The organism is Protofrankia coriariae (genome assembly GCF_001017755.1).
Taxonomy (GTDB): Bacteria; Actinomycetota; Actinomycetes; order Frankiales; family Frankiaceae; genus Protofrankia; species Protofrankia coriariae.
The window spans coordinates 1-17,586 of record NZ_JWIO01000068.1; the positions used below are offsets into that span (position 1 = coordinate 1).

General features: G+C 69.0%; 15 protein-coding genes and 1 pseudogene. 10 read left to right on the forward strand and 6 right to left on the reverse strand.

Translation table 11 applies throughout. From position 1 onward, the window contains the following. Positions 1-261, reverse strand: a pseudogene (locus FrCorBMG51_RS23335) (hypothetical protein); the annotation flags it as partial. A 1,949-nt stretch (positions 262-2,210) separates the two neighbouring features. On the opposite strand from FrCorBMG51_RS23335, the gene FrCorBMG51_RS23340 reads away from it, so the two are divergent. The 5 genes from FrCorBMG51_RS23340 to FrCorBMG51_RS23360 all read left to right on the forward strand — a co-directional run bounded on the left by FrCorBMG51_RS23340 (position 2,211) and on the right by FrCorBMG51_RS23360 (position 9,136). Then, the gene (locus FrCorBMG51_RS23340; RefSeq protein WP_047225159.1) at positions 2,211-3,695 is read left to right on the forward strand and encodes an HAD-IB family hydrolase; all 1,485 of its coding nucleotides are present in this window, start codon (positions 2,211-2,213) and stop codon (positions 3,693-3,695) included. Beyond that, on the forward strand, positions 3,692-5,665 hold the full coding sequence (locus tag FrCorBMG51_RS23345) for a lysophospholipid acyltransferase (protein WP_086055643.1): 1,974 nt from the start codon (positions 3,692-3,694) through the stop codon (positions 5,663-5,665). The genes FrCorBMG51_RS23340 and FrCorBMG51_RS23345 overlap by 4 nt, the downstream gene beginning before the upstream one ends. Before the next feature lies 1 nt (position 5,666). Continuing rightward, a complete protein-coding gene (locus FrCorBMG51_RS23350; RefSeq protein ID WP_047225160.1) occupies positions 5,667-6,692 on the forward strand; it encodes an NAD(P)H-dependent glycerol-3-phosphate dehydrogenase in 1,026 nt (341 codons plus the stop codon). 195 nt (positions 6,693-6,887) lie between these two features. Then, complete coding sequence (locus FrCorBMG51_RS23355; protein ID WP_157180641.1) at positions 6,888-7,712, forward strand: alpha/beta fold hydrolase; 825 nt, start codon at positions 6,888-6,890, stop codon at positions 7,710-7,712. After that, entirely contained in the window at positions 7,709-9,136 is a 1,428-nt protein-coding gene (locus FrCorBMG51_RS23360; RefSeq protein WP_047225161.1) for a wax ester/triacylglycerol synthase domain-containing protein, read from the forward strand. The genes FrCorBMG51_RS23355 and FrCorBMG51_RS23360 overlap by 4 nt, the downstream gene beginning before the upstream one ends. A gap of 65 nt (positions 9,137-9,201) precedes the next feature. Here FrCorBMG51_RS23360 and FrCorBMG51_RS23365 read toward each other — a convergent pair whose 3' ends face one another. Beyond that, the gene (locus FrCorBMG51_RS23365; RefSeq protein WP_047225162.1) at positions 9,202-10,017 is read right to left on the reverse strand and encodes an alpha/beta hydrolase; all 816 of its coding nucleotides are present in this window, start codon (positions 10,015-10,017) and stop codon (positions 9,202-9,204) included. A 548-nt stretch (positions 10,018-10,565) separates the two neighbouring features. Further along, complete coding sequence (locus FrCorBMG51_RS23375; RefSeq protein ID WP_047225164.1) at positions 10,566-11,294, reverse strand: metal-dependent hydrolase; 729 nt, start codon at positions 11,292-11,294, stop codon at positions 10,566-10,568. Positions 11,295-11,532: 238 nt separating this feature from the next. On the opposite strand from FrCorBMG51_RS23375, the gene FrCorBMG51_RS23380 reads away from it, so the two are divergent. From FrCorBMG51_RS23380 to FrCorBMG51_RS35210, 3 genes are all read left to right on the forward strand, one after another. Next, positions 11,533-11,910, forward strand: coding sequence for a GntR family transcriptional regulator (locus tag FrCorBMG51_RS23380; protein ID WP_047225175.1), 378 nt, complete (start codon positions 11,533-11,535; stop codon positions 11,908-11,910). Then, on the forward strand, positions 11,907-12,032 hold the full coding sequence (locus tag FrCorBMG51_RS35205) for a hypothetical protein (protein WP_338052805.1): 126 nt from the start codon (positions 11,907-11,909) through the stop codon (positions 12,030-12,032). The genes FrCorBMG51_RS23380 and FrCorBMG51_RS35205 overlap by 4 nt, the downstream gene beginning before the upstream one ends. A 61-nt stretch (positions 12,033-12,093) precedes the next feature. Then, the gene (locus FrCorBMG51_RS35210) at positions 12,094-12,747 is read left to right on the forward strand and encodes a hypothetical protein (RefSeq protein ID WP_338052806.1); all 654 of its coding nucleotides are present in this window, start codon (positions 12,094-12,096) and stop codon (positions 12,745-12,747) included. A 200-nt stretch (positions 12,748-12,947) separates the two neighbouring features. Here FrCorBMG51_RS35210 and FrCorBMG51_RS32205 read toward each other — a convergent pair whose 3' ends face one another. Further along, a complete protein-coding gene (locus FrCorBMG51_RS32205) occupies positions 12,948-13,163 on the reverse strand; it encodes a hypothetical protein (protein WP_139342455.1) in 216 nt (71 codons plus the stop codon). A 453-nt stretch (positions 13,164-13,616) separates the two neighbouring features. On the opposite strand from FrCorBMG51_RS32205, the gene FrCorBMG51_RS23390 reads away from it, so the two are divergent. Continuing rightward, complete coding sequence (locus FrCorBMG51_RS23390) at positions 13,617-14,708, forward strand: type III polyketide synthase (RefSeq protein ID WP_047225165.1); 1,092 nt, start codon at positions 13,617-13,619, stop codon at positions 14,706-14,708. A 131-nt stretch (positions 14,709-14,839) separates the two neighbouring features. After that, on the forward strand, positions 14,840-16,048 hold the full coding sequence (locus FrCorBMG51_RS23395; RefSeq protein WP_047225166.1) for a cytochrome P450: 1,209 nt from the start codon (positions 14,840-14,842) through the stop codon (positions 16,046-16,048). Between the two features lie 163 nt (positions 16,049-16,211). On the opposite strand, the gene FrCorBMG51_RS23400 is transcribed toward FrCorBMG51_RS23395, so the two are convergent. Both FrCorBMG51_RS23400 and FrCorBMG51_RS23405 read right to left on the reverse strand, forming a co-directional pair. Then, entirely contained in the window at positions 16,212-16,472 is a 261-nt protein-coding gene (locus FrCorBMG51_RS23400) for a hypothetical protein (protein WP_086055645.1), read from the reverse strand. Positions 16,473-16,632: 160 nt separating this feature from the next. Beyond that, on the reverse strand, positions 16,633-17,586 hold a 954-nt coding region (locus FrCorBMG51_RS23405; protein ID WP_420848668.1), incomplete at its 5' end, for a transglutaminase-like domain-containing protein.

Consider the following 17,586-nt stretch of genomic DNA (forward strand, 5'->3'; position numbering starts at 1 on the left):
ACTGATCACGAGACACTCCCGCACGGTGCTCTTCGGATGCGCGGCGAGGAACTCGCGGGTCCACCTGTCGAAGTGCCTGGCCCGGAGCGCAACGGCGGCCTGCTCACCGCGCCGCAGCCCGGTCCTGGTGAAGTCGAAATCGATCCGTCTGACGGTTTCCAGCGCCATCGTGTCGTGCAGGATGGAGCGGGGCGACTCGGCGTCGAGCGCCCTGCCGTACAACGTCGCGAGCAGCGTGGCCTTCTCACGGGTACGGGTCACCGGCCGGCCAGAAAAAGTCGGCCGGGCCAGCCAGACCAGCCAGCGGTCCGCTGGCGATCATTCCAGCCGCCAACCGGTGGACGACGGAGCCCGGCTGCCCGCCGTCCCCGAAGCCCTGGTTCACCCGGAAGCGGAAGCACGCCGATCAGCCGCAGCGGCGCGGGATCCAGACGGTCGCCTGTTCCTGAGCCACGAACACCTCGATTTCGTATCGAAAAATGTACTTATAAGTACAAATTATTGTACAGATAGAAAACATGTTAGCGACGAGGGAGTCCCCGCCACACGACACGGCGGAGGACTCCCCCAGCCAGCCGGGCGGACAGCCGGCGGGCCATCGGGCCATCGGGCCATCGGGCCATCGGGCCATCGGACAGTTGTCGGCACGGCCATGGGCGGGAAGCCCGGTTGCACCCGATCAGTGGCGTATCAAATGTGACGGCCGCCACATCCGGACGACGATTCGCAACCCTTCACTATTGACGCCGTTACTTTCCGGATTTTCTGCCAACATGTCCAATTTCCACACGAGGTGACGGACAGCCATTCGACGCGGAGTGGATCCGACCCGGCGGCCGGGCCGGATCCACTCCCGAATACAGATGATCTTCCAGGATCCGACATCGCCTCTGGACCCCCACCGTCCTGGACCCCACCGTTCTGTCGCCGAGAAGCTGGCCGTCCACCGCTGCCCGCACGCCCGCGGCCGGTGCGCCGGCAGGGAACCAGCGCTGCGCCCGATGGCTCCCGAGCACCAGGTCGGGAGCCATCACCCCGGCTGAAGCCACCCGCCCGGTTCCCGCCGCCGGGCTTTGACGACTGTCTGATCTCAGCGTACCTGCGGTAGCGGTTTTCATGGTCGTGAGGGCTTGTGAGGCCTGGGGTATCCATTGGCCGAATGGCGACGCCACCGGTTGCAACACTCCTCGACGATGTCGAACAGGGCGGTACGGGTCTCCGTGTGGGTGGCGAAACGGATGCGATCGGGAAGCTCGCATTCCAGAGCGACGAAGAACGGCCGGCGACCGCATTGTCGTAGCGGCCCCAACCGTTCCGACGGAACGGCACACACCATGCGCCACACACAGCGCAACGAATTCCCAAAGATGCCGGCGGCCCCGGTCGGAGTGGTATACGCCCCGCACGGGGCGGGCAGCGGTGCCGCCGGGGCCATACCCGGCGCGCCGGTGACCCGGTGGCTCTTCCGCTCGGCGGTGGGGACGTAGAAGACGTCCGCGGCCCGGACCCAGCTCGGACCCGGTTCGGCGCCGGTTCGGCGCGATCACGGCCAACCAGGCCAGGCAGCGGACAAGCGCCACGGGCCCGGAGCAGGGCCGGCCCGTCGATGCCGGTGGACCCCTACGGCCCAACCCTCCTCGTCCGCCGAGTGGCCTGCTTGCAGCCGCTTGCGGCCGCAAGCGGGCCGTCCGGGGCGTGCCGTGGGCCGTCCGAGGCGTGACGCGTGTCGCGGTGATCGTCGCGGCGACGGCGCAGCCGATCCGGGTAGGCCCGCCATCCGCCGGCGGAATTCGGACGTGTGCGTCGATTGTGATCCATGTGTGATGGTTGTGATCCCGACATCCGAACTCCCTCCCGGGATAGCCACTCCAAAGCATCAGAACACGGACCAAACGGATCAAATTTGTGCACCCCATGACGAACACGCCACCCAGCCACACCACACTCAAGATCAACAGTGAATCACTTGACAAACAAAGCCCTGGGGCGTCTGCCACTAAAACTGGACACAGCATTGCCATTTCGTTCTGGCCGCTGTAAGAACCGTTGTAAGACATGAACGAAGTGCGTGTGCGCGATCCACTCCGCGGCCGGGCCACGCAGACGTTGAACCGCGCCCAATCCAGGACGGCATCGATGATTCATTATGTCATCCGCAAGAGTTCACACCCCGACGACGGCCGCCCCGGCCCGGCGCTCGGCTACGGGCGATGACCGCCGCGGTCGACGAGCTGACGGAGGCGATCCGTCGCGGTCCGAAGGGCCCGCACGTAGGTGCGTTCTTCGACTTCGACGGGACCCTCATCGAGGGCTATTCCGCGCGGGCACTCTACGCCCGGCGGTTGCGCAGCTTCGAGGTCGGGCCGGACGAGCTGCTGCGGATCGCACTGGCCGCCGTGCGCGGGCCACTGGACGAGGCAGGCTTCACCTCGCTGTTGGAGACCGGTCTGCGCGGCTGGGCCGGACGCACCGAGGAGGAACTGCTCGCCCTCGGCCGGGAGCTGTTCGCGAGCGAGATCGCCGGTTCACTGTTCCACAGCGCCTGGCGACTGGTCCGGACGCATGTCAACCAGGGCCACACCGTGGTGATTGCCACGTCGGCGACCCGTCTGCAGGTCCAGCCGATGGCTGACGAGCTGGGAGTCGAGCACGTCCTGTGCACCGAACTGGAGCAGGAGGGCGGCGTCGTCACCGGGCATGTCGCCGGCCGCGCCCTGTGGGGCGACGGGAAGCTCGCCGCGGTGACCGCGTTCGCCGCCGGGCACGGCATCGACCTCACGGTCAGCCACGCGTACGCCAACGGCGACGAGGACGTGCCCTTTCTCGGCGCGGTCGGGTATCCGCACCCGGTGAACCCGCAGCCGATGCTGGCCACCGAGGCGCGACAGCGGGAATGGCCCGCACTGGAGTTCACCCGCAGGCACAACCAGCTCGACCCGCTGCCCGCCGTACGGACCGCGGCCATGTTCGGCACCCTGTTCGCCACGGCGGGGGCCGGGATCGTCGCGGGGGTGCTCACCCGCGACCGGCGCTACGGCGTCGACCTGATGACGTCGCTGTTCGGGGATGTCGCGTCCGCGGTGGGGAACATCCGCGTCGATGTCGTCGGCGAGCACAACGCGTGGTCGCACCGTCCGGCGGTGTTCCTCATCAACCACCAGAGCACGCTGGTCGACTTCGTGGTCACCTCCCGCGTGCTGCGACGGGGGTTCACCGCGGTGGCGAAGGCGGAGGTGCGGCGGATGCCGGTGGTGGGCACCCTGTTCGGCCTGGCCGGGGTCGCGTTCGTGGACCGGGGGAACTCGACGAAGGCGATCTCGGCGCTGGAACCGGCGGTCGAGATGCTGCGCTCCGGCACGTCGGTGGTCATCGCCCCGGAGGGCACCCGGTCGTTCACCCCGCGGGTGGGCCCGTTCAAGAAGGGCGCCTTCCACCTGGCCACCGCCGCCGGGGTGCCGATCGTGCCGATCGTCATCCGCAACGCAGGAGAGATCATGTGGCGTAACGCCCGGACGGCTCGGGAGGGCCGGATCGAGGTGGCTGTCCTGCCCCCGATCCCCACCGAGGGCTGGACCCGTACCGACATCGACGCGGCGGCCACCCATGTGCATGACCTCTACGTCGACACGTTGGATCACTGGCCGGGCACCGCCAGCGCGGAGCCTGCCGAGGACATAACCGGGAGCCCGCGATGATCCACGCCATCGAGACGGCCCGCGACCTGGTCGCCCGGCCCGGCCGGGCGAGCCTCAGCGACCCACGGGCGGGCGACCCTCCCGTGGTCACCGCGCTGCTCACCAGCCCGGGGTTCCTCAGCGCGCTCGACGGCCTGGCCAAGCGGCTCGGCAAGGACGAGCAGGCCGTGCGCGCGGAGGCGGCCGGTTACCTGCGCGAGATGTCCGCGGTGCACGACCCGGTGGTCGCCGGTACGTGGGAGCGTTTCGCGCGCTGGATGGTACGTGGGTACGACATCCTCGCCGACGACAACGCGCTCGCCGAACTGCGCAGGCTGGACCGGCGCCACTCGTTGATCTTCCTCATCTCGCACCGGTCGTACCTGGACGAGTTCGCCCTGCCTCCGCTGTTAGTGCGCGCCCGCCTCGACCCCCCCTACGGCCTGGCGGGCGCCAACCTGAACTTCTTCCCGCTCGGCACGATCGCCCGCCGGATCGGTATGGTCCACGTCCGGCGAGCCACGACGGACATCCCCGTCTACCGGCTCGCCCTGCGCTCCTACGTCGGACACATGGTGGCCGCGGGGGTCAACCTGATGTGGTCGATCGAGGGTGGACGGACACGGACCGGAAAGCTGCGTCCCCCACGCCACGGCCTCCTGCGCTATGTCAGCGACGCCCTGGAGTCGTCCGAGCTGGCGGACGCGCTCATCGTGCCGGTCTCCATCCTCTACGACCAGCTGCCGTTCCACGAGGTGGCGCGGATGGCCCAGGAGGCACGCGGCACTGCCAAGCAGCCGGAGGACCTGCGCTGGCTGATCGGGTATGCGCGCGGTCTGAAGACACGGCTCGGCGGCATCCACATCGACTTCGGCACGCCGATCCCGCTGCGTGAACGGCTTCAGGCCTACCGCGCCGACGGGGTGGAGGACGGGCAGCTCGTCGAGCGGGTCGCGCTGGAGGTGTGCCACCGCATCAACCGCACCACGCCGGTGACCGCGACCGCGGCCGTCTGTGTCGCCATGCTGGGTGCCGACCGGGCGCTGACGCTCGACGAGGTCTGCGCGACGGTGGCTCCGCTCGCCCGGTACCTGAGCAGGCGGGGGTGGCCGGTTGCCGCCGCGTCCGACCTGACCGACCGTTCGACGGTGCGGCGCACGCTGCAGGACCTCGTCAACTCGGGTGTGCTGACCTGCTTCGCCGGCGGGCCGGAGACGGTGTGGGGCATGGCCGCCGACCAGCATCTGGTGGCCGCGGTGTACCGCAACAGCGCCGTGCACGTGCTGCTCGTGCGGGCCATCGCCGAGCTGGCGCTGCTCTCCATCGCCCGGCACGGCGGTGGCACGCTGCGGGGGGCCTGGGAGGAGGCGCTGGAGCTGCGGGAGCTGCTCAAGTTCGACTTCTTCTTCGCCGCGCGCGCGGAGTTCGCCGAGGAGCTGTGGAGCGAAGTAGAGATCATGGCGGGCGGGACGCGCCCGAGCGAGGTCGGCCCGGCCGACGCCGAGCGGTGGCTGCGCGACGCGGCGCCGCTGGTGGCGCATCTGGTCCTGCGGCCGTTCATCGACGCCTACCGGGTGGTCGCCGAGCAACTGGTGCTCGCCGACGACGATGCCGATCTCGACGAGGACCGGTTCTTCGCCGACTGTCTGGACCTTGGCAGGCAGTGGGCGATGCAGCGCCGGGTGGCGAGCGAGGAGTCGGTGTCCGCGGAGATGTTCCGCACCGCGCTGAAGATGGCCCGCCACCGCGGTCTGCTCGAGCCCGGCGCGGACCCGCACGAGCTGGTGGCCCGACGGCGCGCGCTCGCGGTCCAGCTCGACCGCGTCCTGCACGCCGTGCAGGAGATCGCGACGTTGGGCACGACGTCCGCGGTGGTGCCGCCCGGGCCGCAGGCATCGCTGCGGAGCGTTCCCAACGGGGTGGTGCCCGGGCCGCAGGCATCGCTGCGGAGCGTTCCCGACGGGGTCGTTTCCGACGGGGTCGGAGGCTGACGTGGGATACGTACGCCGCAGAGCGCCGCGGATCGCCGTCGTCGGCGCCGGTTCCTGGGGTACCACGGTGGCCGCGATCCTGTCCCGGAGCGCGACGACCACGATCTGGGCCCGGTCGTCCGACGTGGTGAACGACATCGAGAAGAACCGGCGCAACAGCCGCTACACCGGCGACGCCGTCCTCCCCGACGAGCTGCACGCGACGAGCTCGCTGGAAGAGGCGGTGTCCGACGCGGACACGATCGTGATGGGGGTGCCCTCGCACGGGTTCAGCTCGATCCTGGAGCAGGCCGCGCCGTACGCGCGGCCGTGGGTGCCGGTGGTCAGCCTGGTCAAGGGGCTTGAGCAGGAAACCGACCGGCGGATGACCGAGATCGTCGCCGATGTCCTGCCCGGGCACCCCGCAGGTGTGCTCGCCGGGCCGAACATCGCGAAGGAGATCCTCGACGGCTACGCGGCCGCGGCGACACTCGCGATGCCGGACGTGAACACCGCCGCTCAGCTGGCCGACCTGTTCCGCACGTCCCGCTTCCGGGTCTACTCCACCACCGATGTCATCGGGGTCGAACTGTGCGGGCCGCTGAAGAACGTCTTCGCCATCGCCGCGGGCATGGGCGACGGCGCCGGAGCCGGCCACAACACCAAGGCGATGGTGATCACCCGGGCGGTGCGGGAGATGACGCTGCTCGGCGAGGCGCTGGGCGGCGAACCCGTCACGTTCTATGGTCTGGCGGGCACCGGAGACCTCATCGTGACCTGCACGAGTCCGCTCAGCCGTAACCGGCGTGTCGGCGAGGCGCTCGGCCGGGGGCAGACGATCAGTCAGGCTATGGCTGGGATGAAACAGGTGGCCGAGGGGGTGCGCAGCGCTAGCGTCGTCATGCGGCTCGCGGACAGGGCGGGCGTCGAGCTGCCGATCGCACGCGAGGTCGACGCCGTGGTCAACCACGGCTCGACCGCCCGCGACGCCTACCGCGGTCTGCTGAAACAGGCCCCCGGCCACGAGGTGCGGGGGACAAGCTGGTGAAGCTGAAGGGTGAGTCATGGTAAATGCGAAGTGGGGAATCGCGGCGGTCACGGGCGGTGCCGTCTCCGCGGCGGTGCTACGGCGCCGGCTGTCCCAGGCGGCGGTGCGTAACCAGGAGCCACCGCAGCTCCCCGCACCCCGGTACCGCGCCGGATCAGGCTCGCCCCTGCTGTTGCTGCACGGTGTCGGCGGTACGTGGCCCGCCTGGGACCCGGTGTTGCCGCTGCTGGAGCCGCATCACGACGTCCTCGCTCCGACCCTGCTGGGCCACGGCGGCGGGGAGCCGCTCCCGCCGGGGGNNNNGGGGAGCCGCTCCCGCCGGGGGTCCCGGTCACGCTCGACGTGCTCGTCGACGGGGTGGAGGCCGAGCTCGACCGGGCCGGCTGGGACCGCGTGCACGTCGTCGGCAACTCCCTCGGCGGCTGGATCGCCATCGAGTTGGCCCGCCGCGGCCGCGCCCGCTCACTGGTGCTGTTCAGCCCGGCCGGGGCGTGGACCTCACAATGCCGGATCGCCGCGGTGGCACTGGGTATCCGCCTGTCCGTGGCCACGCTGGCGCGGTACTCGGCGTACGCCGACCTGATCGCGGGCAACCCGTTGCTGCGCCACCTGCTCCTGGCGACGCAGGTGGCACACCCCGAGCGGGTCGACCCGCAGGCGGTGGCCCTGACCATCCGGGCCAGCGCCCACGCCCCCGCCGTCGACCCGCTCCTGCGCACCCTGCCGCACGCCCACCTCCAGCCGCTGCCCGCCGACCATGACTACCCGATACGGGTCGTGTGGGCGCAGCCGGACCGGGTCATCCCCTTCGAGTACTTCGGCGTGCCGATGCTGGAGCGGCTGCCGGGGGCCGAGCTGATCCAGCAGCCGGGCATCGGTCACGTCCCGATGTACGACGAGCCTGCCACGGTCGCCCGGCAGATCCTCGAGATCGCCGCCTCCGTGGACCAGACGAGACCGGAAACCGCTTCCGCGGACCAGACGCGGCCGCAAGCCGAGCCCAAGGGAGCAGCCCTATGACCGACCACAGCCCCCCGGCCATCGGCGCCGCCCGCTCGAGCTGGGGCGGCCCGGCGGACATGAGCTGGTGGGAAGCCCTGATGTGGCGCGCGGAGGGCGACCTGCGCACCCGCTCCTCCGGGGTCCTGGTCGAGATCCTCGACAGGGCCCCGGAGTGGGAACGCCTGCGCGCGGCCCACGATCGGCTCACGCTGCGGGTGCCCCGCTTACGCGAGCGGGTGATCGAGCCGCTGCTGCCGCTCGTTCCTCCGGCGTGGTCGCCGGACCCGCACTTCGACCTCGACTACCACCTCCAGCGGATCCGGGTGCCCGGCGACGGCTCCAACAGCGAGCTGTTCGAGATCGCCGCCGCCGCGGCGGCCCGGCCGCTCGACCCGAACCGGCCGCCGTGGGAGGCCACGCTCGTCACCGGCCTGCGTGACGGCCGCGCCGGTTACCTCCTGAAGCTGCACCACAGCCTGACCGACGGGCTCGGACTGGTCCAGCTGCTCAACCTCACCCACGGGCGCGGCCCCGAACGGGAGGAACCCGACTCAAGCCCGCTCCCGCCACCTCGGCCGGTGGAGACACCCATCTCGCTGCTGGCCGGGCGGCTGCCGGGCGTCCTGGCCGAGGCGGCGGGCTCGGCGGCCCGGGGTGCCGTGCGGACGCTCGGGCGGGTGGTTGCCGACCCGGTCGGCACGGCCGTCGACACCGTCCGCTTCGGGGCGTCGCTGCGCCGCGTGCTGACCCCGCCCGACGTCGAGCGGTCACCCGTGTTGAACAACGACGGCACCGGCTACCGGCTGATCGCCCACGACGTGCCGCTCGAACAGCTCAAAGCGGCGGGACGGGCCGCGGGCGGCACCGTCAACGACGCGTTCCTGGCCGCGCTGCTGGGCGCGTTCCGCCGGTTCCACGAGCACCACGACGTCTTCGTCGACCAGATACCGATCGGCATGCCGGTGAGCCTGCGCACCGACAACGACCCGATGGGCGGCAACCGGTTCGCCGGGGCCCGGTTCGCCGTCCCGGTGGGCGATCCCGACCCCCGGGTACGGATCGCCGCGATCCGCGCCGCCGTGGCGACGGCCCGCACCGAGCCCGCGATCGGGTTCCTCGACCTCATCGCGCCGGTGCTCGGCCGGCTCCCCCGCGCCCTGCTGATCGAGATCGCGGGCAGTATGACCACCGTGTCGGACCTGCAGGCCTCCAACCTCGCCGGCATCGGGCGCAGCCTCTACCTGGCAGGCTCCCGCGTGCTGCGGGTCTACCCGATGGGCCCACGGCCGGGAGTGGCCGCGATGGTGACCATGCTGTCCTACGAGGGCACGTGCTGCGTGGGGATCAACGCCAACCCCGACGTGATCGACGACGAGAAGGTCTTCGCGGCCTATCTGCGCGACGGCTTCGACGAGGTGCTGGATCTTGCTCGCGGGCTGTGACGGCCCGCGCGCGGTGACGCGGCGGATGCCGCCGACCCCGTCCGGTGTCGGCGGCATCCGCCGCGTCACCGCGCGGGCACGGCCTCCCGCACAAAGGCGACGACGTCGTCGAGAACCTCGTCCGAGTTCGTCTCGTTGAAGATCTCGTGCAGGGCTCCCGGGTACACCTTCTGCCGCAGGTTCGAACCGCCGATGCGCTCGAACGCCGCGCGGGTCTCGGCGAGCGGGGCCAGCGGGTCGAGCTCGCCGTGTATCCACAGCGTGGGCAGGTCCCCGAGGCCCGGGCCGGCCGCGATCGTGGCGACGACGTCCTTGAGGGTCTGCAGTGACTCACGGTGGAACGGGCCGTGGTAGACCAGCGGGTCCGCCGCGTAGGCCGCGCCGACCGCGGGATCGCGTGAGAGCGCGGCCGGGTCGAGCGGAACGTCCGGAATCGGGTCCAGGTCGAGCAGGGCGAAGATCGCCGGGTTGCCGCCGATCACCGGGCCGGAGAGCACCAGCGCGTCCACCGGGCCGACGGCGCGCTGCACGTACCGCACCGCGACGATGCCGCCCAGCGAATGGCCGATGAGGACCACCGGCAGGCCGGGGTGTTCCGCCGTGGCGTGCTTCGCGACCGTGCCCAGGTCGGTGACGATGTCCTCGAGCAGCTCGACGTGTGCCCGCTCGCCCTCGGAACGGCCGTGCCCGATGTGGTCGGGCGCGTACACCGCGCCGCCGGCATCGCTGAGCCTGCGCGCCACGTGGTCGTAGCGGCCCGCGTGCTCGCCGTACCCGTGGGCCAGCAGCGCGACGAACGACGGCTGCTGCGCGCTCCAGCGGTGCAGCGCGAGCGCGCCGTGGCTGCCCGCGAGGGTGGTGATCGTGCCAGGGCTGGTCATGCCGTTGCCTCCTCGCGGCGCGCGAGCTCGCGCGGCCGGAACCTCTGTCTCTTGCCGATGGCTGTCTGTCTCTTGCCGGTGGCTGTCATGGGTGGCTCGTCAACCAGCTCGCGCCGCTCGGGGAGCCTGTGGCTGCCGACCCGTCCGGCCAGCATCCGCGGCGATACGTCCGAGATTTGGCAGAGCCGCACACAGGGGTGACCCGCTGGCCACCCACTGGTTGATCACAGAACGATATAACCAGAAATCCGGTTGATCAAAAAGTGATAGAACCAAAAATTCAGAAGTCGGCTGGTTCGGCGCGGATGGTCCTGGCCCTCGTGGACTCTCGTGACGTTCGCGGGACGGAGGTCCTGGCTGACGACCGGGGCAGCCGTCAGCCAGGACCATCCATCCATGGCCGCTCAGCTCACCACGACCGCACCGTCACCGCGTTCGGCCCAACGCAGTAACCCGGCCCGCCCCTGCCAACCGGCGGTATCACGACGCATCAGATCGACCTATGTGCCACGGCATGTCAGGCGGACGAACAGGCGACCTGCCGCTGGTCAGCCGGTGAGCGGGGAGAACGGGATCCCGTCCGACACGGTCCACGCGGTCAGGGCGATGGCGGCGACGGCCAGCAGCGGTATGACCACCCGTTCCTCGGCCCTGCCGCCCGTCCGGGGGATCAGGGGGATCTCCATCCGCCGGCCGACCGGCCAGAGCAGGGGGCAGCCGCGCGGGGTCAGGCAGTCCCCGGCCAGATGGGCGAGGCATCCCAGTGCCACCGCGTAACCGGCGAAGCTCATGTCGAGATCGTGCATGAGGAAGACCGCGAGCCCGGCGACCACGCAGTCGATGACGGAGGACAGGCGCCCCTGCCGTTCGAAATCCAGCCCGAGACCGCGCAGCCCGAAGCCGACGAGGACGAACAGCGCGGCCCACCAGGCGTACTCGGCGTGGACGGCCAGCGTGCTCATGAGCGCGCCCATGGCGAGCGCGAACAGGATCGAGTGGGTGGCGTGCCGGTGGCCGCCGCTGGCCCGGCCGATCAGCTTGCACATCGTGTGGGTGACCGGCCCGAAGGTGTTGGCGATCCGGCCGCTGGGATGGTCGATGTCGGGCAGCAGCGCCGCGCCCGCGGACACCACCGCGCCGGCGGCCAGCTGGGCGGTGGACAGGGACCCGGTGTGTAAGCCCAGCAACCGCTGCGAGCCCAACCACTCCCCCCGGGACAGCGCGGGCGCGGCCGCCAACCAGACCACCGCCCCGCTCAGCACGTGCGTCCGCCCCATCATGAAACGTCAACCTCAGTGATCGGCACCGACGGACTATAAACCGTCCCCTCTCCGATCTTCACAACCCCCGGGCGGAACCGCGTTGCGGGCGGCTGCGCGGCGCCTCGCAGCGGCTCTGCTCCGTCATCTCACCTGCCCTTGACGGGATCGGCTTCATCGGTACAGTATTCGGGTAACTAACCGATGAACCAACTAGCCAATGAACCGTCCCACTGTCGAGAGCTGGAGGGTCGATGTGCTCGATGACGGAGCACCGCTGTTCACCCAGATCGCCGAACGGCTGGCCGACCAGATCGCCGATGGCGCCCTCGCGGAGGGCGAACGGGTGCCGTCGACCAACGAACTGGCCGCCTACCACCGGATCAATCCCGCCACCGCGGCCAAGGGCATCAACGTGCTGACCGACGACGGGCTGTTGGAGAAGCGCCGAGGGATCGGCATGTTCGTGGCGGCCGGCGCCCGTGAGCGGCTGCTCGCGGAACGCCGCAAGCGGTTCGCCGAACGCTACGTGCAGCCGCTGGTCGCCGAAGCGCACCGGCTCGAGTTCGACGCCGACGAACCGGTGACGCTGATCCGGGAAGCCAGCCACACCGAGGAAGGGATCAGACCATGACCGCGACGATCTCGGTGGCCGGTCTGACCCGCCGCTACCGCAACCACCTCGCCCTCGACGACGTCACGCTCACCGTCGAAGGGCCGTCCATCACCGGGCTGCTGGGCCTGCAACGGCGCTGACAAGACCACCCTGCTGCGCATCGTCGCCGCCCAGGCGTTCCCCTCGGCCGGGCAGGTTCTGGTGCTCGGTGCCAGCCCGATCGAGAATGACGCGGTTCATCCACACCGGCGGGCTGGTCACGATCTACGTCTGGGTGTTCATCGGCGGGCTGTTCAGCACCTACCGGTCGTTGCCGTTCGGGCTCGCCCTGGGGGCCAGCGGCGCTCCTACTATCTTGGCACCGCCGGTCTGGCTGTCGTCCTTGCCGCCGTCTACGGGCTCGCCCTCGCCGGTCTGCAGGCCATCGAGCGGGCCACCGGCGGAGGGGGCAGGAACATGCACTTCTTCCGGGTGGACTGCATCCTCGAGGGAGCGTGGTACCTCACCTGGCTGACCTCGTTCGTGGGCCTGGCGCTGCTGTTCGTCTACGGCATGTGGTTCGGCATCGTCTACCGCCGTTGGAACGTCATCGGCATGGCCGTCTTCATCGCCGGCCAGGTCATCGTTCTCCTTGCCGCCACGCTCCTCACCACCCGGGCCGACGCCTGGGCGAGCATCGGCGACTTCTTCACCGGCTCTCAGCGCCACCGGGCTGACCGGCGTTCTCGCGGCCCTCGCGGTCGCGCTGTTCGCCGGAGGGTTCACCACGATGCGCCGGGTAACCGTCTGACCAGCCGGTTCAACAACACCCACGCCCGGTCCGCCGCGGCCACAAAGCGGGACTTTCACCGCTGATCGCGGGTGGCCGGAGATGGCGACATCCCACCGCCGGGACAGGGGGACACCAGACGACGGGGGTGCGCGAGAGCCGCAGGAAGTGATCGGCACCGAATGCTGAACGCAAAGCCCGCCGTCAGGGACATCACGACACCAAGTACGCGATTCCGCCAGTTCAGCCTCGGCGGCGAGGCCGTTATTGTTTGATGACTATTGGTTCAGGGTATCCTCACAACAGGGTCCGGTTTTTCTTTTCGCCCCTGCCAGGAACAGGCGACCCGTCCGGTAGTTTTTGCCGGCACGGCGAGAAGGAACACCACGGTCTCATTGCCATGAAAAGAGGTGATGGGTATGAGAAGAGTAACCATGTTGATCCTCGCCGTGTTCCAGGTTTTGGTGAGCTTGTTCGTTGGCACGGGGGCCGAGTCGGTCACGAAGGCTCCAACCTGTCACCCCGGCACCTGAACATGCCCACCACACCCGGTGGCCGCCGGCGCGACGGGAAAAACAGCAGTCCGAACGACTGAGAACAGTCAGTATTTTCCGTGGGTCTGTCCCTGTTGCCCGCAGGCGGCTGCTGGGAGGCCGTCGGGACTGGGCGTTCTCCACGCGGGGCCCGCTCGGGCGTCCGTCGTCCCCATGCGCGACACGAAATGTCCTGATAAGTCCTGCTTCCCGGTGAAACCCGGTCCGATCGGTGCGCTTTCCGCGGCCTTCGGGCACTGACCTGTCGCCCCTGACCGGACGGCCACGGCCCGCGCCAGCCACATTCAGTCGCCGCCCGACAGCAGTAGTAGCACAACCGGTCGAACCGTGGGCGGAGACCACTCGGCTTCGTCCACGATACAGCCTCCCACGGCTCCTGTGCGCTGAAGGAGAATCTGCTGATGCCTGTTCTGTGTGAACCGGCTGTCGCGGTTCCAGAAAATATCCTGACCATGGGTGAGACTCTTGAACTGGCTCAGCGTCTGCACAGAGATCACCCCGCTCTCCCCCTCGCCCTGCGCCTCATAAGTAACACCGGCGTCGTCAAACGCCACATTGTTCGTCCGATTGACGAGACACTGAAGCATCCAGGTTTTGAGACCAGAAACCACATCTATGCGGAAGAGGCCCGGGCGCGGGTTCCGGACGTCGTGCACCGCGCGCTTCGAAATGCGGAGATGTCGCCTGTCGATATCGACATGATAGTGTACCTGTCCTGTACCGGGTTCATGATGCCGTCACTGACGGCCTGGCTCATCAACAAGCTCGGATTCAGACCGGAGACACGCCAGCTCCCCATTGCCCAGCTGGGCTGTGCGGCTGGCGGAGCAGGGATAAACCGCGCATTTGACTTCTGCACCGCCCATCCCGGGTCAAACGCTCTGATCGTGGCCTGCGAGTTCTGCTCGCTCTGCTACCAGCCCACCGATGTCGAGATCGGCAACCTGCTGTCGAACGGCCTGTTCGGTGACGCCGTGGCGGCTGCTGTGGTGCGCGCCTCCGGAGGGACGGGCATGCGCCTGGAAAGGACCGGTTCCTACCTGATACCGAACACCGAGCAATGGATTTCCTACGCTGTGAAGGCCACCGGCTTTCATTTCCAGCTCGACCGACGCGTCCCGAAGACCATGGAACCGCTGGCGCCGGTCCTGCGAGACCTGGCAGAAGAGAACGGCTGGAACGCGTCACTGCTGGACTTCTACGTGGTCCACGCTGGCGGGCCCCGGATTCTGGACGACCTGAGCCGTTTTCTCGATGTTGCACCCAACGAGTTTCGCCACAGCAGGGCGACGCTCACCGAGTACGGGAACATCGCGAGCGCCGTCGTACTCGACGCCCTTCGGCGAATCTTCACCGAAGGCACGGTTCCGAACGGTGGATGCGGTATTCTGGCGGGTTTCGGCCCCGGGATCACGGCTGAGATGTCGGTCGGGCGCTGGCAGACAGACCCCCTTACAGTAAAGAGAGCGGACCGGGTCGGAGAGCGGGCCTGAGTTTGGACCGGCCGCTCCGATCCGGACCGGACGCCACCGCGGGCTTTTCATCGACTGTCTCGCGTTCCCCGGGCAGCATGGTCGACGCCGGACATGTCGATCACAGTTTCCTACTGAAAGGTGGTTGTGGGATGTCCGTCTCGAACTCCGCGCCGACGTGTCCGTTCCGGCACGACGACGCCCTGGAACCGGACCCCTTCATGACCCGAATGCGGGCCGAGGCCCCCGTCACCCGCGTCCGGATGCCCTACGGGGAAGGCGACTGCTGGCTGGTCACCCGCGATGCGGACGTGCGGACAGTCACCGCGGACCGGCGTTTCAGCCGGGCCGCGCTGATCGGGCGGGACTTCCCACGGATCACGCCTGCCCCCATCGCGCAGTCCGAATCGATCAATCTCATGGATCCGCCCGCGCTGAACAGAGTGCGTGCTCTGATTCTCAAGGCGTTCACCACGCGCCAAGTCGAGAAACTGCGGCCCTGGACCCAGCGGAGCACGGACGAACTGCTGACCAGAATGGCCAGGAACGGCGCGCCGGCCGATCTCGCCGATCATCTGGCGGGCCGGCTGCCGCTCATGACGATCTGCGCGCTGATGGACATCCCCGAAGCGGACCGGCCCCAACTTCGCCGGTGTGCCTCGGCCATGATGTCCATGAGCGCCGTCGACCAGACTTCGGCGGTGAAAGCAAAGGCGGAACTGCGGGCCTACTTCGCCGAGCTGACCGCAAAACGCCGCCGTGTCCCCGGCGACGACCTGGTCAGCGCGCTCGCCACCGCACAGATCGGTGGCGAGATGCTCAACGAGGAGGAACTGGCCGTGCTGGCCATGCTCCTGTTGGTCACCGGTCACGACACCACCACGTACAACATCAGCAACATCGTCTACACGCTGCTGACGCACCCCGTACAGCTTGGCCAGCTGCGTGCCCATCCCGAAATACTGCCGCAGGCCATCGAGGAGTTGCTCCGGTACATCCCGTTCCGTCAGGGCGTCGGCATTCCGCGGGTGGCCCTGGATGACGTCGACTTCGACGGTGTCACCGTCAGGGCCGGTGACACCGTGCACGTGTCGTATCTGACCGCCAACCGCGACGAACTGGTCTACGACCGCGCCGACGAACTCGACTTCGGACGGAAGGATCCCGTCCCGCACATGACCTTCGGATACGGCAGCCACCACTGCCTCGGATCCCATCTGGCGCGCATGACGCTCCAGGTCTCCATTGGCACACTGCTCACCCGTTTCCCCGGACTGCGACTGGCTGTACCCGCGCAGGACGTGCGGTGGAACAGGGTGTCCATCTGGCGTTACCCGCTCGCGCTGCCGGTCGCCTGGTAAAGCCAGCCCGGGAGCCCCTGCGACGCCATACGGTGCGCTCACCATCGGCCTGCTGTCCGCGCGCGGGGACAGGCGCGGCCGGTCCTCTTCAGCTGGCTGTGCCAGGACGAGACCGTTCCCGGTGAATCCGGGCTGGAACGCTTCGCCGGAGCCTCGTCCGACGTCAGGCGCTGGAGCCGCTGGTCAGGGTGGGGTCCATGTGCGCTACCAGGTAGAGGATGTCGGCTGGATCGCCGCTGGTGAGCACACTGTGGACCTCGCGGTACGCCTGACGGTACTCGTTGAGGACGATCGCCACACTGGCGGTCTCCACCGGTTCCCCGAGTTCGATCGCCGCATTGGCGAGATGGCGAGCGCCACGGGTGGCCCGCTGCGCGGTGAGCATTCGTGAGGCGATTGCGTCAAGCCGGTTTGGATCATTCATAGCGATCTTTGCTTCCTGTGTGGGTAGGCCCACCCGTCGTCAGTGCTCTGCCCCTGACAGCGATCGCAGACCGTTCGGACCGCCCAGGCAGCCAGTGCCCCTGATCACCAACGGCAGTGATCGGCTGGGTCTGCTCCCCCGGGCAGGTCCTGGCCCGCGATCAGCAGAGCCGGTGGGGGGCGAGGTTGTCGTCGATGGGGAGCAGGCCGGTGACCGTCGCGGTCACCTCCGTCGACTGGAGGGCGACGATGCCTCGCAGGACGTTGACGAAGGCCGTGTCAGCCGCATCGCGACCGGTTGCGATGCGGACCATGCCCTCCCGGGGGGCTCGGCAGGTGGCGTCGTAGGTCCACCACGCGCCGTCGAACCATGCCTCGAAGACGGCGTGGAAATCCATCGGAGTCAGGCCGGGTGCGTACACAGCGACGAAGCGCGCCGGTATCTGGAGAGCCCTGCACAAGGTGATCCCGAGATGGGCGAAATCGCGGCATACTCCCTGCCCGGTGAGCAGCGCGTCATCGGCGGAGCTGTGGACGTTGGTGGAACCCGGAACATAACCCACCCGGCTGTGAATCCACTGTGTGATCGCCTCCACCTGGGGCCGTCCGGGTGGCAGGCCGCCGAACTCGGCGACCGCGAACCCGACATCGTGGTCCGACGGGCAGTAGCGGCTCGCCCGCAGGTAGGTCAACTGCTCCAGGCCAGGCAGGCCAGGCAGGCCACCGCGGATGGCTGCGGCCGGTTGTCCGGCGGTGGCAGGTGGAGCGGCGAGTTCAGCCCGGTAGGACACGGACAGGATTCCCGGGGGTGTGCGCAGAAGATGCAGTCGACCACCGTGCGGTGTGGCCAGCTCGATCGCGGCCGGGAGCACCCTCCTGTCAATCGTCACGTCGAGCCGCTCGGCACGGACCACCCGACCGTTGGCCGCGGCGATGTGGAGGGCGACGTCCGCAGGTTCCCCGACATCGAAGGTGAGGTCGCAACTGACCACTCGCTCGATCGCCCCGCCGGGATACACGGACGGTCGGTTACTTGCTGACTGCACGTCGGTCACGTAAGGGACGCCACCCCGGCAGTGCACAGGATCTCGTCCGTCGAACCGGCTGGCGAGCCG